The following is a 21,128-nucleotide window of genomic DNA, read 5'->3' on the forward strand; positions in this document are numbered from 1 at the left end:
CTGCTGTGTGGGCACGATCCTGCAACGAGAACGTCATTCTTCTTTTTTGCGTATCGTATTCACGATACCCCTGTCCGCTACGTTCGGACGCGAGGTCTGTCTGCGGAAATGGGATTCACCCGCTGTGCGTCCGCTCAGCGTTGCAGGTTCTGCAGCTTGTCTTTCATCACCTTGCCGGTGGCGTTCAACGGCAACTCGTCGAGGAACTCTACATACCGTGGCACCTTGAAACCGGCCATTCGGTCGCGACACCAGGCGATCAGACCCTCGGCGCTGAGCTGACCACCGCCGTGACCGGCGTGGCGTTGCGCGACGATGAAGGCTTTGCCGACCTGGCCCAGGCGTTCGTCGGGCACGCCGATCACGGCCGCCTGTGCGACGTCGGGATGCTCGAGCAGGAAGCCCTCGATCTCGGCGGGGTAGGCATTGAAGCCGCCGACGATGAACATGTCCTTCTTGCGTCCGACGATCCGGAGCCGGCCCGCGTCGTCGACCGTGCCGAGATCGCCGGTGTGCAGCCAGCCGTCGGCGTCGATCGTCTCCGCGGTGGCCGCGGGGTCGTCGAGGTAGCCCTGCATCACGGTGTAGCCGCGGACCAGCACCTCGCCGTCGGCGGCGATCCGCATCTCCACCCCGTCGCAGGCCACCCCCGCGGTGGTGGCGATGTCCTCGAACGAATCTCCGGGCCGCGACAACGTGACGGTGCCCGCCTCGGTGAGCCCGTACCCGGTCGCCAGCGTCTGGAACGGCAGTTCTTCGTGCACCCGCCGGATGAGCTCGACGGGGATGTCCGCGGCGCCGGTCACGCCGGCCCGCAGGGTGGCCAAGGTGGACTTGTCCTCGACGCCCAGCAGCGAGTGGTAGAGCGTCGGCGGCCCGGGCAGCATCGTGATGCGTTCCTCGGCAATCAATTCCACCACGCGGTCGACATCGAACACCGGGACGGGAAGCATGGTCGCGCCCCGGATGAAGGACGCGATCAGACCGGCCTTGTACCCGAAGGTGTGGAAGTACGGATTGACCATCAGATAGCGGTCACCCTCACGCAGGTCGGCGAGGTCGCACCATTCTTCGTACAGCCGGAGGTTCTGCTGGTGGTTCATCATCACCCCTTTGGGGCGACCGGTGGTGCCCGAGGTGAAGATGATGTCGGAGATGTCCGTGCTCTCCAGCGGACAGGCGAAAGGCGTTCCGCTGGACAGGAAGTCGGATTTCAGATCGATGACGGGCACGCCACCGGGCGCCGTGTACTCGACGCCGAGAAAACCCTGTTGGACGAGGACCGCCTTGGCGCCGCTGCGGGCGATGATGTCGCCCGCCTCGTCCGCCTTGAACCTCGTGTTGACCGGCACCAGCACCCCGCCGGCGGTGAGCAGACCGAACGCCGCGATGATCCATTCGACGCTGTTGGGCGCCCAGACCGCCGCGCGGTCGCCCTTGCTGATCCCCAGCTCGGCGAACGCACCTGCGGCGCAACTGATCCGATCGACCAACTCGGTGAAGGACAGACGCAGCGGACCGTCGACGACAGCTTCTGCGTCGCCGAAACGGTCCGCCGCGCTGGCGACCAACTCGGGGATGGTCGCCCAACGACTCCGGTACGTCACGTCGTGACGAGACGTCCCAGGTTGCCACCCATGATCTTGGCCTGGTCCTCGACGGCCAGGTGCTCGAGCGCCGTCACGTAGTGGGTCGGTTCGGCCAGACCCTCGGGGTGCGGCCAGTCAGAGCCGTAGAGGACCTGGTCGACACCGACCAGGTTGATCAGGTCGTCGATGCCCTCCTCGTAGAACGGGCTGACGTAGATGCGGTTCTTGATCTCCTCCATCGGGTTGCCCAGGAAGGCTTCCGGAGCCTTCTTGTACACCTCGGCCATGGAGTCGAGCAGCGGGAACATCCACTTCGAACCCGCCTCGACGATGCCGACCTTGAGCTTGGGGAATCGGAACAGCGCACCGTGGATCACCCACGAGGCCACCGCGTCCTGGATCGGACGCCATTCATTGAGGATGGACATCGCGTTGGTCTGGAACGGCAGCATTTCCTGTGCGGCGCCGTCCCATTCGGACGTGTACCGCGAGTAGCCACTGTCCGACGAGTGCATGCCCACGAAGACGTCGTGGTGGACGACCCGCTCCCAGAACGGGTCGAATTCGGGCAGCGCGAACGACCGCGGACCGCGGAAGCCGGGGACCGGAGCGGGGCGGATCAGGATGGCGCGGGCGCCACGCTTGACCGCCCATTCCAGCTCCTCGATCGCCTTCTCGACGATGGGCAGCGTGATGACCGGAGTGGTGAAGATCCGGTTCTGGTAGTTGAAGCCCCACACCTCGTGTAGCCACTCGTTCAGCGCGTGGACGATCACGTGGATGGCGAGCGGATCGTCGGACAGACGCTCTTCGATCAGGCTGGCCAACGTCGGGAACATCAGGCTGCGGTCGACACCGAGCTCGTCCATGACCTTGATGCGCGGCTCGGGCTCGAAGAACGCCGGGATGGCCTTCATCGGCTCGCCGAAGAGCTCACGCTTGCTCTTGCCGTCGGGGTTGCCGAACTTGAAGTACTCCTCCCACGCGCCCGGCTTGGCGACCACCGAGAACGTCGGATTCGGGATGTAGTTGCTGATCTGACCCTTGAGCGCGATCTTCGTCCGGCCGTTGATCTCGACGTACTGGACGACGTCCTTGTACTCCTTGGGGAGGTACTTCGTCATCGCCTCTGGCGGTTCGTACAGGTGGTTGTCCGCATCGAACAGCGGGAACGGGATATCCACCCGGTGCGACAGTTGTCCCATGAAAGACTCCTTTTCCTATCGAGAGAATCGTATTCTCATTTTCGGTGGGCCGCAACGGCCTGCCCCCGGCCGGCAGCCACTTGCTGCCGGATCACGTACTTCTGCACCTTGCCGCTGGCCGTCCGCGGGAAGTCCTGCCCGTCGGGGACCCGGTGCAACTCCTCGGGCCACTTCTGCTTGGCCACTCCCGCGGTGGTGAAGTGCGCGCGGACGTCGTCGAGGCTCGGCATCTGCCTGCCGTCCCGGATGCGCAAGACCGCGGCCGTGCGCTCCCCCAGCCGCTCGTCGGGTGCGGCGACGACGACGGCTTCGGCGACCGCCGGCATGCCCAGCAGCACCTCCTCGACCTCGAGTGCGCTGATGTTCTCGCCGCCGCGGATGATCACGTCGGCCTTGCGGTCGGTGATGGTCAGGTATCCGTCGTCGTCGAGTACGCCCACGTCACCCGTGCGGTACCAGCCGTCGTCGTCGAAGGCTCGCGCGGTGAGCTCGTCGTCGGTGTAACCCAGGCACAGGTCGGGACCCCTGCTGTAGATCTCGCCGTCCTCACCGAGGCGGATCTCGACGCCGGGGCGCGCGTTGCCGTCGGTGAAGAGCCGTTTGTCCTCGGGCGCGCTGGGCCCCGACCCGGTGATCGACGGGTGCTCGGTGCTGCCGTAGGAACGGAACACGAACATCCCGAGGTCGGTGAGCCGCTGCGTGACGGCCGCCGGAACCGTGGACCCCCCGAGGCCGACGGTCTTGAAGTGCCGCAGGTGCTCGGGCCTGCAGTCGGGATGGTCGAGCAGGCTGGTCACGAAGTACGGCGGGCCCCCTCCCACGGACAGCCCGTCGCTCTCGATCAGCTGCAGCACCCGGCCCGGATCCCAGACGTCGCACAGGTCGATCGGCGACCCCTCCAGGACGGGGATCAGGAATGCGCCGAGCATTCCGATGAAGTGCCCGACCGGCGTCGCGGTCAGCTGGCGTCCGCGGTCGGGCGGGTAGTTGGCCAGCAGCTGGCGTGTCTCGAAGCTCAGCGTCTGGTGGCTGTGGATGACGCCCTTCGGGTCGCGGGTGGTTCCGGACGTGAAGGCGATGAGCGCGGGCGAGGACGGATCGGCGGCGACGGTGCCGAGCATCGGTTCGTCGGCCAGGAGATCCTCGAACGGCTCGCTGCGTTCTCCGGATCCGCCCACGAGCGCGACCACCGGCACGTCGGCGCACAGGTCGGGGTGATGACGCAGCCGGCCGAACTCCTCGGTGGTGACGAACACCTTCGGCGCGGCGGTCGCCAGGATGTGGGACAGCTCCTTGCGGCCGTAGAAGTGCACGATCGGCACGATCACGGCGCCCAGGAACGCCGACGCCCAGAAGACCACCGCGGCTTCACGCCAGTTCGGCAGCTGGAAGGCCACGACGTCTCCCGGACCGACGCCCCGCGCGCGCAGGCCCGCAGCGCAGCGCCGGGCGTCGCGCTCGACCTCGCCGAACGTGCCGGTGTAGGGCCGCACCGAGGAATGCACCCGGAAGCCGACGTCGGCATTCGCGGATAGTCCGCCGGCCAGCAGGTCACCCAGGGTCTCCTTCGTCCAGTAACCCTCTTGCTCGTACCGCCTGACCAGCTCCGCAGGAATCCGTCGCATGGCTGCGGGCCACCCCTTCCAGTCGGCGAGTAGATACGTGCACGAGTGCGGCGAACCTCTCGGAATACCAGGTGATGCTATTCTCCGCCTGCGAGAATGCCAATACCGCAGAGGGAGAATGGCCAATGGTCGACCTCGAGATCGACGACGGTCTGGCGATCATCACGATCGACCGGCCCCATGCCCGCAATGCGATCTCCCTCGAGACCATGGAGCAGCTCGATAAGGCCCTCGACGGAGCGCAGGGGGCGGCGGCCCTGGCCCTCACCGGGGCCGGCGACAAGGCGTTCGTCTCCGGCGGTGACCTCAAGGAGCTCAGCGCCCTGCGCACCGAGGATCAGGCCGCGGCCATGGCTTTCCGGATGCGGTCGGTCTGCGACCGTATCGCCGGCTTCCCCGGCCCGGTGGTCGCCGCCCTCAACGGGCACGCGCTCGGCGGCGGGGCCGAGTTCGCCGTGGCCGCCGACATCCGGCTGGCGGCCGACGACATCAAGATCGGCTTCAACCAGGTGGCGCTCGCGATCATGCCTGCGTGGGGTGGAGCCGAACGACTGGTGAAGCTGGTCGGCTACAGCCGGGCGTTGCTCCTGGCGGGAACGGGCCGCATCCTGGCCGCGGCCGAGGCCGAACGCATCGGCCTGGTCGACCAGATCATCCCGCGGGCGAGCTTCGACGAACAGTGGCGGCTGACCGCCCGGGCCCTGGCTTCGGCGCCCGCCGGCGAGGTCAAGCGGGTGATGCGCGGTGTGCCGACGACCGAGGCGGTGGCTGCGTTCGCCCGCCTGTGGGTGTCCGATGAACACTGGGCGGCCGCCGACAAGGTGATGAACAAGGGCAGGTGACCCCGCGGGTCAGACCTCAGCCCGCCTCGGCCGCCGTTCGCACGGTCGCAGCGACATCGTCTGCCCGGGACGCCGATGCGCGGTCGACGATGCGGCTTCGCGGGACTTGTTCTCTCTAGACGAGAATGGCATTTCCAGTTATCGTCAACCTCGTGTCGACCACGCAGCGGGCTCTGGCGCCCGAAATCTCCACCTGGCCGAATGACGAGCCGCAGCTGATCGGGAGCTCATGTGGCACCTGTGGTGCCACGACCTTCCCGGTGCAGCAGCGTTGCCCGAAGTGCAGCGGCGGCGATATGTCCGACATTCTGCTCCCGCGCCGCGGGACCCTGGTCGCCTGGACGACGCAGGGCTTCCCGCCCGGCGCGCCGTACAAGGGACCGACCGGCAAGGATTTCGTGCCGTTCGGCGTGGGACTCGTCCAGCTCGGCCTGCACGAGGAGGCAGTCGTCCGCGTCGAGGGTCGACTCACCGAAAACGACCCGGCGAAGCTGCAATTCGGCCAGGAGGTCGAGCTGACCATGATTCCGTTCACCTCCGACGAGGACGGGACCGAGGTCGTCACCTTCGCCTTCCAGCCGGTCAGCAACTGAGGGACGGACAATGACCAACTCGAACGACGTCGCCATCATCGGCGTCGGCCTGCACCCGTTCGGCCGCTTCGACAAGACCGCGATGCAGATGGGCGCCGAGGCGATCCAGGCTGCTCTGACCGATGCCGGCGTGGACTGGAAGGACATCCAGTTCGGCTTCGGCGGAAGCTACGAGGTATCCAACCCCGACGCCGTCACCCGCCTGGTCGGCCTGACCGGCATCACGTTCACCAACGTGTTCAACGCGTGCGCCACCGCGGCGTCGGCGATCCAGCAGACGGCCGACACCATCCGGCTCGGAAAGTACGACATCGGCATCGCCATCGGGTTGGACAAGCACCCTCGCGGGGCGTTCACCGACGACCCCGCCAAACTCGCACTGCCGCAGTGGTATGCCGAGAACGGGCAGTTCGTCACGACCAAGTTCTTCGGCATCAAGGCCAACCACTACATCCACAAGCACAACATCTCCGAGGAGACGCTGGCGCGCGTGGCCAACAAGAACTTCCGCAACGGCGTTCTCAACCCGAACGCGTTCCGCCGCAAAGAGATCTCGGTCGACGAGATCATGGCCTCGCCGGTGCTGAACTACCCGCTGCGCCAGTACATGTTCTGCGCACCCGACGAGGGCGCGGCCGCGGTGATCATGTGCCGCGCCGATATCGCGCACAAATACACCGACAAACCGGTGTTCGTGCGCGCCAGCGAGATTCGGACGCGGACGTTCGGCGCCTATGAGGTCCACGGGACGTCGGCGCCGCTGGACGAGGATCCGTCGCCGACGGTGTACGCGGCGAAAGCCGCCTACGAGGCTGCCGGGGTCGGGCCCGAGGACGTCGACATCGCCCAGCTGCAGGACACCGACGCCGGCGCCGAGGTGATCCACATGGCCGAGACGGGCCTGTGCGCCGACGGGGAACAGGAGAAGCTGCTGGCCGACGGTGCCACCGAGATCCACGGCAGCATCCCGGTCAACACCGACGGCGGCCTGATCGCCAACGGGGAACCGATCGGCGCTTCGGGACTTCGGCAGGTGCACGAGCTGGTGCGCCAGCTGCGTGGCGAAGCAGGCGACCGGCAGGTGCCGGGGTCACCGCGCGTGGGCCTGGCCCAGGTCTACGGCGCCCCGGGCACCGCGTCCGCGACGATCCTGTCACTCTAGTCGCCACCCACCCCCTTGGAGCTTCAGTAGCCGATCGGCTACTGTCGCGGTAGCCGATCGGCTACTTCGGGAAGGTGGGCGCATGCAGGTACTCACGGACGCCGGCGAACGTCCCTCCCCGGCGGGGGTCAGATCTCAGTCGGTCGCGTTGTGGACGGCACCGGTGTTCGGCGCGATCCTGCTCGTCGCCTTCGTCGCGTTCCCCGGCTTCCTGCCGCCGATGTCACCGGATCTCTCCGCCGATCAGGTTGCCGACTTCTACGCCGACAACACGGCGATGATCCGGTTCAGCATGGTCACCTACAACCTGTGCGCCATCATGCTGATCCCGTTCTTCTCGGTGATCGTCGTCCAGATGAAGCGGATGGAAACTCAGAGCCATGCCCTGGCCTACTGCTACCTGACCGCCGTCGTCAGCGGTGCCACCATCTTCGCGTTGGCCGACATCTTCTACCTCGTCGCAGCGTTCCGGCCCGACCGCAGCCCGGAGCTTCTGCTGCTGCTCAACGATCTCGCCTGGATCACCCTGGTAGCCCCGGTCGGCATGCTGGTCGCCCAGAACCTCCTGTTCGCCGTGGCGGTCTACCTCGACACCGGGCCGCAGGCGGGCCCGAGGCCCGTATTCCCGCGCTGGGTGGGGCATTTCGCCGCGTTGACGGGTGTGGCGATGGCGCCGGCCGCTGCGGCGGCGGTATTCCGCACCGGTCCGCTCGCCTGGGACGGCGCGGTGTCGTTCTGGTTGCGCGGTGGCGCTTTCGCCCTCTTCGTGGTCGTGATGTTCTTCGTGCTGCGCGGTGTCCTCGCGCGGCAGGCAGCCGAGGCAGGGAGCGCGCAGTGAGCGCGGTGGTCTCGCCGCAGTCGCCCCCGCCCGCCGGCGCCCCCGGTCTGCCGGCCGCGGCCGGTAAGCGCGACCTCTGGATCGTCTTCTCGATCGTGCCTGCGTTCTACACGGCCTTCGGTGTCATCTTCTTCGCCCTCGCCCGGGTGATGCCGCCCCCGAGGCCCGATGTGACGACGCAGCAGAAGGTCGACTTCTTCGCCGCCCACGGTGCGACCATCCAGCTCGGTTTCGGCATCCTGATCCTGATCGTCGGCGGGGCGGGCGTCGCCAACGGGATCGTCGTCTACCACATGAAGCGCATGACGTCGGGTTCGGTGATGGCCTACGTCTACATGGGCGGCATGGCCGTCGGAGCCCTGCCCGGTTGCCTGCTCGTCGCGTTCTGCTTCCTGACGGCCACATTCCGGCCCGATCGCGATCCGGAGGTGCTGGCCCTGCTCTATGACCTCGGCTGCCTGTCCTACGTGGGGTCGCTGGGGTGTTTCGCCACCGCCTACTTCGGGTTCGCGATAGCGATCCTCTACGACCGCAACGGCATCTTCCCCAAATGGCTTGCCTACGTGACCGTCTGGCAGATCGTCACCGAGGTCCTCGCCATCCCGGTGTGGGTGGCAGGCGCCGGGCCGTTCTCGTGGAACGGGTCGATGTCGTTCTGGACGGGGACGGTGATCTTCGGATTCTGGCTGTCCTGCGTGATCTTCTTCTTGAAGAAGGCCAACGAGCAGCAGCCCCTCGATCAGGCTCCCCTGCCGTGACCGGCACCCGGTCCCGGCCCCGACCGTCGGGGGGCACCGAGCGCGACCACCTGCCCGGGGACGGTGCGATCTGGGTCATGGTGCTCGGCGACCTGATCATCTTCGGTTCGTACTTCGTGATCTTCATGGTGCACCGCGCCATGGCGCCGCAGGAGTTCCTGGCCGCTCAACAGCACCTGAACCTCACCATCGGCGCGGTCAACACCCTTGTGCTGCTGACCAGTTCGTGGTTCGTCGCACGCAGCGTGGTGGCCGCGCGCGCGGGCGACATCGCCGCCGCACTGCGCCTGACCTACTTCGGCGGGGCGTGCGGGGTCGTGTTCATCGCGATCAAGGGCTACGAGTGGACGACGAAGATCACCCAGGGCTATTCCCTGGGGAATTCGGCGTTCGACGAGTTCTTCAACTTCTACTACATGCTGACCGGGGTCCATCTGTTCCACGTGCTGCTGGGCCTGCTGATCCTCGGGATCGTGGTCCGCGAATTGAGAAACCCGCAGAAGCGCCGCGTCTCGATGGTCGAATCCGGGGCCGTCTACTGGCACATGGTGGACCTGCTGTGGGTCGTCATCTTCGGCCTGCTCTACGTGATGAGGTGACCGGTGAACACCAAGCTCGCACTCAGTGACAGCCGGGCCATCACGGCGGCGTGGCTGGGCCTCTCGGCCGTCACGATCGTGTCGTGGTGGCTGGCGCCCGGCCATGGCGGCACTCAGAGTGGCCCCAGCGTGCCGATCACGGTCGCGGCGATCGTGTTGGGATTCGTCAAGTCCCGCATCATCATCCGGTATTTCATGGAGGTGCGGACCGCCCCGGCCTGGTTGCGCCGCAGCACCGACGCGTGGCTGGTCATGCTCTGGACGGCCGTGCTGGGGATCTACCTGTGGTGACCGCCGGTCAGGCGCGCACCTGGGTCGCGTCCCGACCCTCCCCGAAGGCCGGCAGAGGGTCGCCCTCCAGGCGCCGGATCCATCGCTCGCAGAAGGCGAAGGTCTCGGCGTGCCCGGTGTCCATCCCCAGCGCGCGCTCCATGACCAGAGCCTGGGACACACTGGTCGCGAACACCGTCCAGACCACCGGCGGCACGTCGTCGGACACCATGCCGTAGCGCTGCAGCGCCTGCGCGATCGCCGCGTTCTGCACCTGCCGGAACCGCTCGCCGTAGTACACGATCTGCGCACGCAGGGCCTTGCGGTGGTTGGCCAGGCCCATGAACTCCATCGTGAGCCGCGTGGCCTCGGGAGCCGTGCTGAACCGCCACAGGGCCCACAGCGGCTGCGGGGACTGCAGCGCGGTGTCCAGCACCGCCAGCCCCTCCTCGGCGCGCCGGTGGAACACGGCGAGGAACAGATCCTCCATCGTGCGGAAGTAGTAGTGGACGAGCTGGGGTTTCAGGCCGGCGCGGTCGGCGACCCGGCGGGAGGTGACCGCCGCATACCCCTCCTCGAGGAGCAGCTGCTCCGCGGCGTCGAGCAGCACGACGCGATTCTTCGCATCCGGTGCCCCGATCCGTCGCGGCGATGCCATGCTGACTCCACTCCTCTACCTGCCCACTCCCCCGGGCCGGCCCGGCGATCCGCGCCGACACCCCGATCGCGACCCGCGGTGTCTCCCGAGATCCTTGACCCTAACTCTTACACCATGCTAAGCAGGTGCTCAGCATTTCGAACGGTTGTCGAGAAACTCTCGACCGCACGACCCGCCAGCCCTGGGAGGCCTTGGACATGAGCGACTTCGACACGATCGACTACTTCACCGATCCGTCCCTCGTGCCCGACCCGCACCCGTACTTCGACCACCTCCGCAGCAAGTGCCCGGTGACCCGGGAACCCAACTACGGCGTGCTGGCCGTGACGGGCTACGAGGAGGCCGCGACCGTCCTGAAGGACTCCGACACGTTCTCGTCGTGTATCGCGGTCGCAGGGCCTTTCCCGCCGCTGCCGTTCACCCCTGAGGGCGACGACATCACCGACCAGATCACCGCCCACCGGCCCCAGATGCCGATGTTCGAGCACATGGTCACGATGGACCCGCCCGACCACACCAATGCCCGGTCGCTCCTGAACCGCCTGCTGACGCCGAGCCGGCTCAAGGAGAACGAGGACTTCATGTGGCGCCTCGCCGACGAGGTCCTCGACGACTTCGTCGCCGCCGGCCGCTGCGAATTCCTGACGGCCTACGCAAAGCCGTTCTCGCTCTTGGTCATCGCCGACATGCTCGGCGTGCCCGAGGCCGATCACGACGAGTTCCGCACCGTGCTCGGCGCTCCTCGGCCCGGTGCCAACGTCGGCTCCCTCGACCACAGCGACCTGGTCGGCGCCAACCCGCTGGAATGGCTCGACGAGAAGTTCATCGGCTACCTCGAGGACCGCCGCAAGGAGCCCCGCGACGACGTGCTCACCGCGCTCGCGACCGCGAAGTACCCGGATGGCTCGACCCCGCCGGTCATCGAGGTCGTGCGGTCGGCGACGTTCCTGTTCGCCGCCGGTCAGGAGACCACCACCAAGCTGCTCTCGGCCTCTATGCGGGTGTTGGGTGACCACCCCGACGTCCAGGAGCGGCTGCGCCGTGACCGCAGCCGCATCCCGGTCTTCGTCGAGGAGGCCCTGCGGATGGATGCCCCGGTCAAGAGTCAGTTCCGGTTGGCCAAGAAGAACACCCGGGTCGGTGACATCGACGTGCCCGCCGGCACCACCATGATGGTGTGCCCCGGTGCGGTCAACCGCGACCCCGAGCGCTTCGAGCATCCGCACGAATTCGACCTGGACCGCAAGAACGTGCGTGAGCACATCGCCTTCGGGCGCGGCGTGCACTCCTGCCCCGGTGGCCCCCTGGCCCGCGTGGAGGGCCGGGTGTCGATCGAGCGGATCCTCGACCGCATGGGCGACATCGCCATCGACGAGGAGATCCACGGCCCGCCCGGGGCCCGCCGCTACAACTACGAGCCGACGTTCATCCTGCGTGGCCTGACCGACATCAACATCACCTTCACGCCGGTTCGATAGGGACCGTGATTCCGCCGCGGCGGAAGAAGCGGCGTTCTAAACTCCGAAAATGGTGTTCTCCAAAACGCTTCCGGTGACGGCTGTGTCCCTGACGGCGCTCCTCGCAGCGAGCGCCGTCGGGCTCGGCGGTGTCGCCGAGGCCCAGCCCGCCCTGCATCACGTGCAGTACACCGTGGGCGCCAGCGCCGACATCGCGAACGCCGAGATCTACTACCGCGAGAAGGATCCGCCGAACTGGGCGGAGTACAGCCACAACCCGTACCAGTTCACGCCCAACGCCGAGGCCAACCTCGGACCGAACAAGCCGTGGGTGTTCGACGCGTGGCTGGCAGACCCCGACCAGTGGGCCCTCGTCGTCGTCGGCCTGCCCGGACCGGTCTCGGCGCCGCTCGCCGACCCCGGCTTCGTCTGTGAGCTCAAGGTCGACGACGTGGTGGTTGCCACCGACTCCGGCAGCAAAGGCGCGCTCTGCTCGCTGCGCCCCTGGTGACCACAGGCGACGGCGGCTACTGCGGGGGCGGATTGCCTCCGCCGACCGACGCGTCGCCGCGGGCCCAGTAGGAACGGTTGTCCTTGGCGATGCAGGTCAGGAACAGACCGTCCGGGGCCTGCGCCACCTGTCCGTCGAGGGCGGGGCACAGGTCGCCCTCGTTCTTGACACCGTGCATCTCCGGCGACCGGAACCATCGCGGCTCGTAACGGCGCGGCGACCCGCAGAACACCAACCGGCCCCAGTTGGTCACTCCGAAGACGTAATACGTGGTGTTGGCGCAGTACGAGCCGAGGACGACGTTGGGCAGGATGCCCGGCGTGCAGTTCGGGTGGTTGCATTCCGCACCTGCCGGCGGAACGGGCGGGAGGACCGGGGGCTGGGCCGCGGCCGGTGGCGCTGACGTGAGGCACACCGGCGCCGCGAGAGCGGCCAGCGCTGCGGCGAGAGATCGCATCCGACCATTTTTCCATGCGGCGGAACGAAATTCTCACTTTTGAAGAGCCCAGCTCTGAGCGCCGTTAAGCTGGGATCATGCGCGCAACACGGCTTGTCGGTGGACTCGCGACGGCGGCGATGGCCGCACTCGGAAGTGTCAGCCTCTCCCCCGCCGCCCAGGCCGACGATTGGGGTGTCGACATCAGCGGCACCTGGAGCGTCTACTCCGACGGCGAATGGGCCAGAACCAATCAGGTTCTGATCGACGAACGTTCGGTGCTGGAGACCTGGACCGTCGACACCACCTGCGTGAGCCCGATCGAGTGCAGCGGCACCGTGACGAGCAGTCTCGGCTGGACAGGCACCGCACGGCTGGACGACTTCTGGTTCGTCGAGCACGACGTCCCGAACTGGATGCCGTGCCCCAACGGCACTTTCGCCACCGGTCATCAGAAGTTCATGCTGTGGGGCATGGACACGGTCAACGAGCGCCGGGTCACGCGCGACGTCACGACATTCGGCGGTCGCAACATCACGAGCAGTCTCAGTGGCGCCTGCGGCGTGAACAATCCCAAGGTCATCGAACTGCCGGTGCGCATGGAGCGGCTCTCCTAGCGCGCATTCTGCTCGCGCGTATTCTCCAACCGGCCTTCGCCCCCGGTGCGGTGGCGCCCGGTGTGCACCGGGCGCCGTCCCTCACATCGGCAGCAGGTCCTTCCACGACTTCGGCGCTCCGGCAGCCACATTGGTGACCCGGTGCATCGCTCCGTCGGGCGTCTGATACTCCCCCGTCTGCGGATTGTATTGCGCCGTCCCGACCGTTGGAACGCCGGATGCGTTGCCGCCGAACGCACTCGGCGCAGCGGGGATCGCACCGGGCGCTACGGGACCGGGCGCAGCGGGGATCGCACCGGGCGCTGTGGGACCGGGCGCCGGTGCTACCGGCACGGCCTGCCCGGGCAGCAGAGGCCCCTGCCCGGCCGGCAGCGGTGCCGGGGGCAGGATCGGCGGCTGGGCCGGCGGCGGGGCGCCCGGAGCCATGGGCGCGGGTGCACCGACGGGGAACGGCGGTGTGCCGGGTGGGGATACGGGCGGTGTACCGGCGCGCACCGCACCCGGCGGCAGCGGGGTGCCCTCCACCGGGGCGTAGATCCGTTCATCGGCGTCGACGCGGCCGTCGAGTGGAATGCCCTGCGAGACGAGGTTCGGGTCGAACGGGTAGGGCCCGAGGATGTGCTGGCGCACCGCCGTCGGCACGAATCCCCGCGGGTCGTTGCAGAGTTCGACGGTGGGCGCCCGCTTCCCGGGATGCTCGATGCAGGGATAGTTGCGCGCACCGCGGACGTTCATCGGAGAGTCCTGCGGCAGCTTGCAATAGAGGCCGTCCGGGGTGTCCAGGGTGGTCTCGTCCTCCGGGGAACGCCATTGCGAGGGCGGCAGGAAGCCGACCGTGCACGGGTTCGGATCGCTGATCGTCAGCGCGAAGTCACCCGCGGGAAGACCGGTCGGGTTGTTCTGCGGCAGACCGAAGGACTGCTGTGCGGCGATGATTCCGGGGAACAGCACCAACAGCTGCTCGATCGCGGGGTTGTACGTCATCAGCGTCTGCCCGACCGTGGTCAGGTTGGCCAGCAGGATCGGCAGCGTCGGCTTCAGCTGGTTGAGCAGCGTGCTGACCTCCTGCGCGAAGCCCGGCCCCTGCTGCAGCAGCGCACGTACCTGTGGGTCGTTCTGCACCACCTGCGCCGACACCCCGTTGAGGCTGCGCGCCCACGTCCGGATCGCGTCGGTGGTCTCGGCCTGCGACTCGAGCAGCGGCCCGCTGTCGTCGATCAGCGCCCGCGTCTGGTCGGAGATGCCGTTCGCATCCTCGGCCACCGTCGTCGCGGAGTCCAGCAGCGACCCGAAGTCCGGGCCGGCGCCGTTGAACGCCTTGAACGTCTCGTCGAGCAGATCCGGGATCCGGTCCTTGGGCAGGCTGTCCACCATCGCGCTCAGCTGATCGAGCATCGGCCCGACCTGCTGCGGAATCGTGGTGTTGGTCACCGGAATCCGCGAACCGCTCTCCAGGTACGGTCCGCTGTCCGTCGCCGGCAGGAGGTCGACGTACTGCTCGCCGACCGCCGACACACTGCGCACCTCGGCGCGCAGGTCGGCCGGGATCTTCGGTGACGTCTCCAGCGACAGCGTCGCTTCGGCGCCGTTCTCGGTGAGCTTGACGTCGGTCACCTTGCCCACCTGCACACCGCGGTAGGTGACGTTGCTGAAGCGGTACAGCCCGCCCGAGGCGGGCAGTTCGAGGGTGACCGCGAGCCGGCCGACGCCCAGCAGCGTCGGCACCTGCATGTACGCGAAGAGCATCACCGCCACCCCCACGATCGACGCAATCGTGAAGATAATCAGCTGGTTTCGCACAAAACGAGTCAGCATCAGCCGCCTCCTCCAGACATCGGGGCCCCAGGCCCGGGCGGTGCAGCCGCGGGTGCCGCGGGGGGCGCGGCGGCCTCGGCACCGTAGGGTCCGGCGAAGATCTGGTCACCTGTGATCGGTTGCGACTGCGGCAGCCACGGCGCCGCCGGAGGCGGCGGGGTGACCGGGAGCAGCGGCTCGGTGATCGGCGGCAGCGGGGAGCCGGCAGCCGCTTCCGGCGCCGGCGGCAGCGCCTGCTCCGGAGGCGGCGCGACACCGATCTTCATCGGGTCGTACGAATAGTTGAGGTAGTACGGATCTCCCGGCGCGGGAATGAGTTTGGCGTTCTCGTCCCCCCATCGCGTGCCGAGCAGCAGCGTCTTCTTCAACCGCGGGTACGTCAGGTCGAAGGTCGCGTACAGGTTGATGTAGTCGCCGCGCGTGATGCGGTCGGCGAAGGTCGGGCCGTAGGGGAACGCACTGGCCCACAACACCGCGAGGTTGAGGTCCGGACCCACATCGGCCAGGGCGCCGAGGACAGGTCCGAGGTTCTCCAGGTTCTTGACCAGGTCGTCCCCGGCGTCGTTGACCAAACCGGTTGCGGTGTCGCTGAACTGACCCAGCTTCGTCAGAGCCGTGGTGAAGTTCGGCCGCTCGTTGATCAGCACGTCGATCGCCGGCGGGATCTCCTTGAGCGCCCGGTCGATGACGTCGCGCTGACCGGCGAAGGTCCCTGCCACCCGGCGCAGCTGCTGGATCGAGGCGATGATGTTCTCCCGCTGCTGCGACAGCACCCCCACGAAATTGTCCAGCCGCGAGAGCAGTTCGCGAGCCTCGTCCTCGCGTCCGGACAGTCCGGTGCTCATGTTGTGGATGATGTCGCCGAGTTGGCCGAGCCCGCCCCCGTTGACGACGGTAGACAGCGAGGCCAGCGTCTGCTCGGTGGTCGGGTACGTCGAGGACGAGTTCAGCGACAGGGTGGAGCCGGGCTCCAGCCGTCCGCTCGGCTCCTCCCCCAACGGCGGGTTCAGCCCGAGGTGCATCGAGCCCAGCAGGCTCGTCTGGCCCACCGTCGCGACGGCGTTCTCCGGGATCACGACGTCGGGATTGACGGAAATCTCGACGTCGGCGTGCCAGTTCTGCACCGTCATCTTGCCGACACTGCCGACGACGACGTCGTCGATCATGACCGGCGAGTTCGATTCCAGCGTCGCCACGTTGGGGACCTGGACGTGATAGGTCACGGCGTCGGACCCTCTGCCCTCGGCGCCGGGCAGGGGCAGGGAGTTGACACCCTGGAACGCACAGCCCGACAGCGACACCGCCAGGCTGGCGCCGAGGACGGTCAACGACTTCGCACCGCGGATCATGATGGCGGCATCCCTTCTGCCGGGAGCAGAGGCCCACTGGGAGCCGCGGGCGGCGCCGGTGCGGCCGACGGCGGGAGCAGCAGGCCGTCCACGGTCTGCGGCTGTGGCTGAGCCGGAATGTTGGACAGGATGTTCGGCGGGCCGGGAATCGGCGCACCGGGGTACAGCGCCGGTGACGGCGTGGCCGGCGCATCCGAGTCGGGCTGATAGATCCCCGGAGGGCCGGGAGGGGCACCCCACCCGGGCGGCGGCGGGATGTCGCCGGCGCCGGTGTACGCCGACACCGTCGGAGGGATCTCGGCCGGATCTCCCGGGCCGGCGCCGCCGGGCGCGAGCTTCGGATCGGTGTAGATGATCCTGCTCGGGTTCACCGCCGGACGCAGGTAGGCGTTGATCGGGAACGGCAGGTTGCCGAAGTTGACCAGACGCAGTGCGGGCCCGAGGTATTGCGCACACAGCTTCGCGGTCTCGGGGGCGGTGGTGTTCGCGACACCTCCGATGAGGCCGCAGACGAACCACACCGGGTTGGAGAAGTTCGACACCGAGAACGCACCCGTCACGGATCCGCCGTTGGGGTAGTAGATGTTCTCGAAGTTGGCGATCGCGTTCGGCGTGATGTGCAGAACGTTCTCCAGTGCGGTCCGGTTGTCCACCAGGACCTGCATGACCTGGCCCAGGCTGCGGACCTGCTCGGTGGTCTGGTCCCGGCTGCCCACCACGAACCGCTGCACCTCGCCGATCGCGAACGACAGATCCGACAGCGCCGCATCCAGATCGGACCGGTTGTCGTTGATGACACTCGTCAGGCTGGCCAGACGGTTCTGGAACAGCACGATCTGGTCTTTGCTGTCGCGCAGCGCGCTGACGAACACCTGCAGGTTCTTGATGATGTCGACGATGTTGCCGCTGCCCTCGGCGAAAATCCTTGCGGCGCCCGACAATTGGCGGAGCGTTTCACGCAGCTTGTCTCCGTTGCCCTCCATGGCGTTCGCCGCACTGTCGACGAAGCGCGAGATCGAGGTCCCCGAGACCCCGGCCTGCGGCCCGAGCTCCTCGGAGAGCCGCGTCAGCTGCTCCTTGACCTCGTCCCATTCGACGGGCACCGCGGTCCGGTCGTCGGGGATCACGCCGCCGTCGTCCATCGTCGCGCCGCCGCCGTCGCGGTAGGCCGGCGTCAGCTGGACGTACCGGGCGGCGACCAGGTTCTGGGCCACGATCACGGCTTTCGCGTCGGCCGGGACCGGGACCCCCCGATCCACCTTGAGCGTCATCTTGGCCAAGGTGCCCTCGGGCTCGATCTTGTCGATCGTCCCGACCTTGACCCCGGACACCCGCACCTCGTCGCCGGGATAGATGGCGGTCGCGGTCGGGAAGTACGCCGTAATCGTCTTGGGTCCGAAGAACACCTGCCGGACGAGGAACGCCGCGCCGGCGATGAGCAGGATGGCCAGCAGGATCGCGGTGCCGGCCACCAATCGCTTACGGGTTGCCATCATTGGGGAGGTCTCCAGGCTGCGGAATGCTGTTGACGGGGAACGGAAGCTCCGCCCGCGGGCCGGCGTTGTCGGGCGGCTGGCCCTGCTCGACGCCGCGGCGGAACCCGAAGGCGTATTCGAGGAACGGCTGCAACAGCTGGGCGGGTTGGATGTTCGGGATCAGGGCGTTGTAATACGCGCCGTTGGAGACGATCTCGCCCTGGGTCAGGTAGTACTTCGCCGCGCCGGGCAACATCTTGGCGAGGTTGTCGCGGTTGCGCTCCAGCATGCGGGTCACGTTGTTCAGCCGCTCCAGCGCCGGCGCCAGCTCAGCCTCGTTGTCGGCGACGACGGCGGAGAGCTGCTTGGAGACGGCGGAGATGTTGGCCAGCAGGCTGGTGATCGTGTACCGGCGGTCGTTGAGCACGGCCAGCAGGTCGTTGGCGTTGAGGATCAGCGCGTTCACCTGGCTGCTGCGCTCGGAGAAGATGCCGGTGACGTCGCCGGCCGTGCGCAGCAGCTCCGAGAGGCTCTCGTTGCGGCTGTTGAGCGACTGCGAAAGCCGCGACAGGCCATCGAAAGTCGGGCCGAGCTGCGGTGCGATCTGGTCGAGGGTCTGCGAGAGCGTGTCCAGTGACTGGTTCAGCTGGTCGGTGTCGGTGTCGCGGGTGTTCGCGGTCAGCTCACTGACGGCATCGGTCAGCGAGTACGGCGACGAGGTGCGCGTGACCGGGATCGGACGACTGCGGTCCAGGGCCCCGTCCCCGTTGGACTCCAGAGCCAGCACGCGTTCGCCGAGCAGGGTCCCGGTGCGGATGTGGGCCGCGGTGTCCGAACCCAGCCCGTACTTGCCGTCGATGGTGAACCCGACGAGCGCGTCGCCGTTGTCGAGCTTGATCGACGACACCGAACCGACCTTGATGCCCGACACGGTCACGTCGTTGCCGACGGTCAGTCCCCCGGCCTCGGTGAACAACGCCTGGTAGCGCACTGACGTCGCCCAGGACAGCAGCCGCTCAGGCTGGAGTCCGACGGCGATCACCAAGATGATCAGGACCACGCCGAGGAAGCCGGCCCTGGCGAGTTGAGCTCCGCGGTATTTGAGCATTACTCGTCCACGCACCTTCCCGTTTCTTGCTTGATCCAGGGGAAGACGACCGTGCGTCCTTCGAGATCGCTCGCACGGAACGTGATTCCGCAGATGTAGTACGGGAACCAGGCGCCGTAGGAACCGACCCGGGCGAGCTTGCGGTAGATCTCGGGCAGCCGCTGGATCGTCGCGTCGAGTCGGTCGAGGTCGTTGTCCACCAGGGGCGCGAGCCGGTTCAGCTCGTCGACCGTGTTGGCCAGCGGTGCCCGGCCGCGGCTGAGCAGATCGGCGATGGACGCGGTGCCGTTGTCGAGCGCTTCGATCGCGGTCCCGATCGGATCACGGTCGGAAGCGAGCCCTTCGACGAGCTGATCCAATTTGTCGATGGCGCCGGAGAATTCGTCCCCGTCCTTGGACAGGGTGTCGAGCACGACCCGCAGGTCCTCGATCAGCTGCTCGATAACCTGGTTGTTGTCGGCCAACGAGTTCGCGAACGACGACGTCTTCGAGAACAGGGAGTCCAGGGTGCCGCCCTGCCCCTGCAGGATCTGAATCAGAGACGACGTCAACGCGTTGACGTCCTCGGGATTGAGGCCCTGGATCACCGGCCGCAGTCCGCCGAGGAGGACGTCGAGGTCCAGCGCCGGCTGCGTCCGGGTCTCGGGGATCTGACCACCCGCCGGGACGATCTGTGTGGAGTCCGGGGTATCGACCAGCTCGAGGTAGCGGTCGCCGACCAGGTTCAGGTAGCGCACGGCTGCCTGGGTTCCCGTGGTGAGCACGGTCTTGCGGTCGGCGTCGAACGTGACCAGCACGCTTCTGTCGTCCTGCAGCGTCACGTCTTTGACGGTGCCCACCCGGATGCCGGCGACGCGGACGGTGTCCCCGGACTTCAGGCGCGAGGCGTCCTTGAACACCGCCGAATACTCGTTCGCGGCACCGGTTCTGGTGTCGCTGAAGACCAGGAAGAGGAACGCGGTCAGCAGCGACATCACCAGACCGAAGATGAGGAACTTGATCAGTGTTCCGGTCGAGCGCGTCATCCGGGCATTCCAATCTGCGCGGTGTTGCGGGGCGGCCCGTCGAGCGGACCGAACAGCCAGTTCTTCAGGCCCTCGGAGTTCAGCAGGATGCCGGAGTTCCCGTACTGGGCCGGGTTCGACCCGACGTCACCGACGATCAACGGCGGCACGAACTCCGCCGGCATCTCGGGCAGACCGAGCTCCTGGCAGTAGTCCCGACCACCGCTGGAGGCGGCCACCTTGGGCAGGTCCCTCGGGTAGCGGTACCGCTCGACGCCCAGCGTCAGACCGGCCGACACGAAGATGCCTGAGAACTGAGGCGGTGACTTCGCGAACGGCACGAGTCCGCCGATGCCGCACCACAGCGACTTGCGGTACTGGTAGAGCAGGTCGGTCGTCGGGACGAGCACGTCGACGGCACTGGTCAGCGCCTGCCGGTTACCGCCGACCACCTCGTTGCCCAGATCGGCGAGACCGATGGAGCTGATCAGGAACTGATCCAGGTTGTCCTGCTCATCGACGATCGAGTTGCTCAACGTCGTCATGTTCTGGAACGTCCCCATCAGGTCGGGGCTGGCGTCGGCGTACGCGTTCAGCGTGGGCACCGCCGTCTCGATGTCCCGGGCCAGGTTCGGCAGGCTGGGCTCCAGCTTGGCCAGCAGCGCATTGAAGTCTGACAGCGTCTGACCGAACTTCTCCCCGCGGCCACTGAAGGCCTGCGCGAGCGCGCCGAGCGTCTCGTTCAGCTTGGTGGGGTCGACCTTGTCGAGCACCTGCACCAGCTGCTGGAAGACGGTGTTGACCTCGGTCGTGACGTGCTCACCGGCCAGTACCTGCCCCCGCTGCAGTTCGCCCTGCGGGGTCTTCGGGGCTTCCAGATTCACGAACTTCGCGCCGAACACCGTCGACGAGGCGATGTCGACGTTCACGTTCTGCGGGATCAGGTGCATCTGGGAGGGATCCATGTCCAGCAGCAGAGCTGCCGTGCCGTCGGAGCGGTAGTCGATCGACTTCACGGTGCCCACCTGCACGCCGCGCATCTTGACCTTGGCGTCGGGGTTCATGACCAGACCGGCACGGTCCGAGATGACCGTCACGGGAACCGTTTCGGTGAACTTGCCGGCGAACAGGCCGAGGGAGACGGCGAGTATCAGGACCAGCGCGATGACCAGGCCGAGCCCGGCCAGGGGACGCGCCATGTTCGCGACGCCGAAGTG

General features: G+C 67.4%; 21 protein-coding genes. 10 read left to right on the forward strand and 11 right to left on the reverse strand.

Translation table 11 applies throughout. From position 1 onward, the window contains the following. Window positions 1–134: 134 nt before the first annotated feature. The 3 genes from FHR72_RS16310 to FHR72_RS16320 are packed head-to-tail and all read right to left on the reverse strand — an operon-like array spanning window position 135 to window position 4,419. The gene (locus FHR72_RS16310) at window positions 135–1,607 is read right to left on the reverse strand and encodes a FadD3 family acyl-CoA ligase (protein WP_183469848.1); all 1,473 of its coding nucleotides are present in this window, start codon (window positions 1,605–1,607) and stop codon (window positions 135–137) included. Beyond that, window positions 1,604–2,794 (reverse strand): amidohydrolase family protein, encoded by a 1,191-nt coding sequence (locus tag FHR72_RS16315; protein WP_183469850.1) that lies wholly within the window; start codon window positions 2,792–2,794, stop codon window positions 1,604–1,606. Before FHR72_RS16315 ends, FHR72_RS16310 begins: the two co-directional genes overlap by 4 nt. 35 nt (window positions 2,795–2,829) lie before the next feature. Further along, complete coding sequence (locus tag FHR72_RS16320; RefSeq protein ID WP_183469852.1) at window positions 2,830–4,419, reverse strand: AMP-binding protein; 1,590 nt, start codon at window positions 4,417–4,419, stop codon at window positions 2,830–2,832. A gap of 125 nt (window positions 4,420–4,544) precedes the next feature. On the opposite strand from FHR72_RS16320, the gene FHR72_RS16325 reads away from it, so the two are divergent. The 7 genes from FHR72_RS16325 to FHR72_RS16355 all read left to right on the forward strand — a co-directional run bounded on the left by FHR72_RS16325 (window position 4,545) and on the right by FHR72_RS16355 (window position 9,502). Further along, on the forward strand, window positions 4,545–5,261 hold the full coding sequence (locus tag FHR72_RS16325; RefSeq protein WP_183469854.1) for an enoyl-CoA hydratase/isomerase family protein: 717 nt from the start codon (window positions 4,545–4,547) through the stop codon (window positions 5,259–5,261). 140 nt (window positions 5,262–5,401) lie between these two features. After that, a complete protein-coding gene (locus FHR72_RS16330) occupies window positions 5,402–5,854 on the forward strand; it encodes a Zn-ribbon domain-containing OB-fold protein (protein ID WP_183470234.1) in 453 nt (150 codons plus the stop codon). Between the two features lie 10 nt (window positions 5,855–5,864). Next, window positions 5,865–7,016, forward strand: coding sequence for a thiolase family protein (locus tag FHR72_RS16335; RefSeq protein WP_183469857.1), 1,152 nt, complete (start codon window positions 5,865–5,867; stop codon window positions 7,014–7,016). A gap of 82 nt (window positions 7,017–7,098) precedes the next feature. After that, window positions 7,099–7,854, forward strand: coding sequence for a hypothetical protein (locus FHR72_RS16340; protein WP_183469859.1), 756 nt, complete (start codon window positions 7,099–7,101; stop codon window positions 7,852–7,854). Further along, window positions 7,851–8,612: a hypothetical protein gene (locus FHR72_RS16345; protein WP_396888463.1), complete on the forward strand. Its 762-nt coding sequence runs from the start codon at window positions 7,851–7,853 to the stop codon at window positions 8,610–8,612. The genes FHR72_RS16340 and FHR72_RS16345 overlap by 4 nt, the downstream gene beginning before the upstream one ends. After that, on the forward strand, window positions 8,609–9,211 hold the full coding sequence (locus FHR72_RS16350; protein WP_311736170.1) for a cytochrome c oxidase subunit 3: 603 nt from the start codon (window positions 8,609–8,611) through the stop codon (window positions 9,209–9,211). Before FHR72_RS16345 ends, FHR72_RS16350 begins: the two co-directional genes overlap by 4 nt. Window positions 9,212–9,214: 3 nt before the next feature. Beyond that, on the forward strand, window positions 9,215–9,502 hold the full coding sequence (locus FHR72_RS16355) for a cytochrome C oxidase subunit IV family protein (protein ID WP_183469861.1): 288 nt from the start codon (window positions 9,215–9,217) through the stop codon (window positions 9,500–9,502). Between the two features lie 7 nt (window positions 9,503–9,509). On the opposite strand, the gene FHR72_RS16360 is transcribed toward FHR72_RS16355, so the two are convergent. Continuing rightward, window positions 9,510–10,139, reverse strand: a complete 630-nt coding sequence (locus FHR72_RS16360) for a TetR/AcrR family transcriptional regulator (protein ID WP_183469863.1) — start codon at window positions 10,137–10,139, stop codon at window positions 9,510–9,512. A 197-nt stretch (window positions 10,140–10,336) separates the two neighbouring features. Between FHR72_RS16360 and FHR72_RS16365 the strand changes: the two genes are divergently transcribed. Together FHR72_RS16365 and FHR72_RS16370 are read left to right on the forward strand one after the other, a co-directional pair. Further along, complete coding sequence (locus tag FHR72_RS16365; RefSeq protein WP_183469865.1) at window positions 10,337–11,617, forward strand: cytochrome P450; 1,281 nt, start codon at window positions 10,337–10,339, stop codon at window positions 11,615–11,617. A 49-nt stretch (window positions 11,618–11,666) separates the two neighbouring features. After that, window positions 11,667–12,107: an Rv2576c family protein gene (locus FHR72_RS16370; RefSeq protein WP_183469867.1), complete on the forward strand. Its 441-nt coding sequence runs from the start codon at window positions 11,667–11,669 to the stop codon at window positions 12,105–12,107. Window positions 12,108–12,123: 16 nt separating this feature from the next. Here FHR72_RS16370 and FHR72_RS16375 read toward each other — a convergent pair whose 3' ends face one another. Beyond that, on the reverse strand, window positions 12,124–12,564 hold the full coding sequence (locus FHR72_RS16375) for a hypothetical protein (RefSeq protein ID WP_183469869.1): 441 nt from the start codon (window positions 12,562–12,564) through the stop codon (window positions 12,124–12,126). A gap of 77 nt (window positions 12,565–12,641) precedes the next feature. Here FHR72_RS16375 and FHR72_RS16380 point away from each other — a divergent pair, with 77 nt between their 5' ends. Continuing rightward, the gene (locus FHR72_RS16380; protein ID WP_183469871.1) at window positions 12,642–13,160 is read left to right on the forward strand and encodes an Rv2253/PknI dimerization domain-containing protein; all 519 of its coding nucleotides are present in this window, start codon (window positions 12,642–12,644) and stop codon (window positions 13,158–13,160) included. An 81-nt stretch (window positions 13,161–13,241) separates the two neighbouring features. Here FHR72_RS16380 and FHR72_RS16385 read toward each other — a convergent pair whose 3' ends face one another. From FHR72_RS16385 to FHR72_RS16410, 6 genes are read right to left on the reverse strand one after another with little or no spacing between them, the layout of a single operon-like run. Then, on the reverse strand, window positions 13,242–14,975 hold the full coding sequence (locus FHR72_RS16385; RefSeq protein ID WP_183469873.1) for an MCE family protein: 1,734 nt from the start codon (window positions 14,973–14,975) through the stop codon (window positions 13,242–13,244). Beyond that, complete coding sequence (locus FHR72_RS16390; RefSeq protein ID WP_183469875.1) at window positions 14,975–16,324, reverse strand: MCE family protein; 1,350 nt, start codon at window positions 16,322–16,324, stop codon at window positions 14,975–14,977. The genes FHR72_RS16385 and FHR72_RS16390 overlap by 1 nt, the downstream gene beginning before the upstream one ends. Then, window positions 16,321–17,820 carry an MCE family protein gene (locus tag FHR72_RS16395; protein ID WP_183469877.1) on the reverse strand — a complete coding sequence of 500 codons (1,500 nt, stop codon included), beginning with the start codon at window positions 17,818–17,820 and terminating at the stop codon, window positions 16,321–16,323. Before FHR72_RS16395 ends, FHR72_RS16390 begins: the two co-directional genes overlap by 4 nt. Beyond that, the gene (locus FHR72_RS16400) at window positions 17,804–18,907 is read right to left on the reverse strand and encodes an MCE family protein (RefSeq protein WP_183469879.1); all 1,104 of its coding nucleotides are present in this window, start codon (window positions 18,905–18,907) and stop codon (window positions 17,804–17,806) included. Before FHR72_RS16400 ends, FHR72_RS16395 begins: the two co-directional genes overlap by 17 nt. Next, a complete protein-coding gene (locus FHR72_RS16405; RefSeq protein ID WP_183469881.1) occupies window positions 18,907–19,932 on the reverse strand; it encodes an MCE family protein in 1,026 nt (341 codons plus the stop codon). The genes FHR72_RS16400 and FHR72_RS16405 overlap by 1 nt, the downstream gene beginning before the upstream one ends. Further along, complete coding sequence (locus FHR72_RS16410; RefSeq protein ID WP_260156076.1) at window positions 19,929–21,110, reverse strand: MCE family protein; 1,182 nt, start codon at window positions 21,108–21,110, stop codon at window positions 19,929–19,931. The genes FHR72_RS16405 and FHR72_RS16410 overlap by 4 nt, the downstream gene beginning before the upstream one ends. Between the last annotated feature and the right edge of the window lie 18 nt (window positions 21,111–21,128).

It is taken from the genome of Mycolicibacterium iranicum (genome assembly GCF_014190915.1).
Lineage (GTDB): Bacteria > Actinomycetota > Actinomycetes > Mycobacteriales > Mycobacteriaceae > Mycobacterium > Mycobacterium iranicum_B.

Coding starts and splice junctions, on each gene's coding strand:
- FHR72_RS16395 (WP_183469877.1), bottom strand. CDS start 17,820: ATGATGGCAACCCGTAAGCGATTGGTGGCCGGCACCGCGATCCTGCTG.
- FHR72_RS16385 (WP_183469873.1), bottom strand. CDS start 14,975: ATGCTGACTCGTTTTGTGCGAAACCAGCTGATTATCTTCACGATTGCG.
- FHR72_RS16400 (WP_183469879.1), bottom strand. CDS start 18,907: ATGCTCAAATACCGCGGAGCTCAACTCGCCAGGGCCGGCTTCCTCGGC.
- FHR72_RS16315 (WP_183469850.1), bottom strand. CDS start 2,794: ATGGGACAACTGTCGCACCGGGTGGATATCCCGTTCCCGCTGTTCGAT.
- FHR72_RS16410 (WP_260156076.1), bottom strand. CDS start 21,110: ATGGCGCGTCCCCTGGCCGGGCTCGGCCTGGTCATCGCGCTGGTCCTG.
- FHR72_RS16390 (WP_183469875.1), bottom strand. CDS start 16,324: ATGATCCGCGGTGCGAAGTCGTTGACCGTCCTCGGCGCCAGCCTGGCG.
- FHR72_RS16320 (WP_183469852.1), bottom strand. CDS start 4,419: ATGCGACGGATTCCTGCGGAGCTGGTCAGGCGGTACGAGCAAGAGGGT.
- FHR72_RS16335 (WP_183469857.1), top strand. CDS start 5,865: ATGACCAACTCGAACGACGTCGCCATCATCGGCGTCGGCCTGCACCCG.
- FHR72_RS16365 (WP_183469865.1), top strand. CDS start 10,337: ATGAGCGACTTCGACACGATCGACTACTTCACCGATCCGTCCCTCGTG.
- FHR72_RS16360 (WP_183469863.1), bottom strand. CDS start 10,139: ATGGCATCGCCGCGACGGATCGGGGCACCGGATGCGAAGAATCGCGTC.
- FHR72_RS16375 (WP_183469869.1), bottom strand. CDS start 12,564: ATGCGATCTCTCGCCGCAGCGCTGGCCGCTCTCGCGGCGCCGGTGTGC.
- FHR72_RS16405 (WP_183469881.1), bottom strand. CDS start 19,932: ATGACGCGCTCGACCGGAACACTGATCAAGTTCCTCATCTTCGGTCTG.
- FHR72_RS16325 (WP_183469854.1), top strand. CDS start 4,545: ATGGTCGACCTCGAGATCGACGACGGTCTGGCGATCATCACGATCGAC.
- FHR72_RS16380 (WP_183469871.1), top strand. CDS start 12,642: ATGCGCGCAACACGGCTTGTCGGTGGACTCGCGACGGCGGCGATGGCC.
- FHR72_RS16340 (WP_183469859.1), top strand. CDS start 7,099: ATGCAGGTACTCACGGACGCCGGCGAACGTCCCTCCCCGGCGGGGGTC.
- FHR72_RS16370 (WP_183469867.1), top strand. CDS start 11,667: ATGGTGTTCTCCAAAACGCTTCCGGTGACGGCTGTGTCCCTGACGGCG.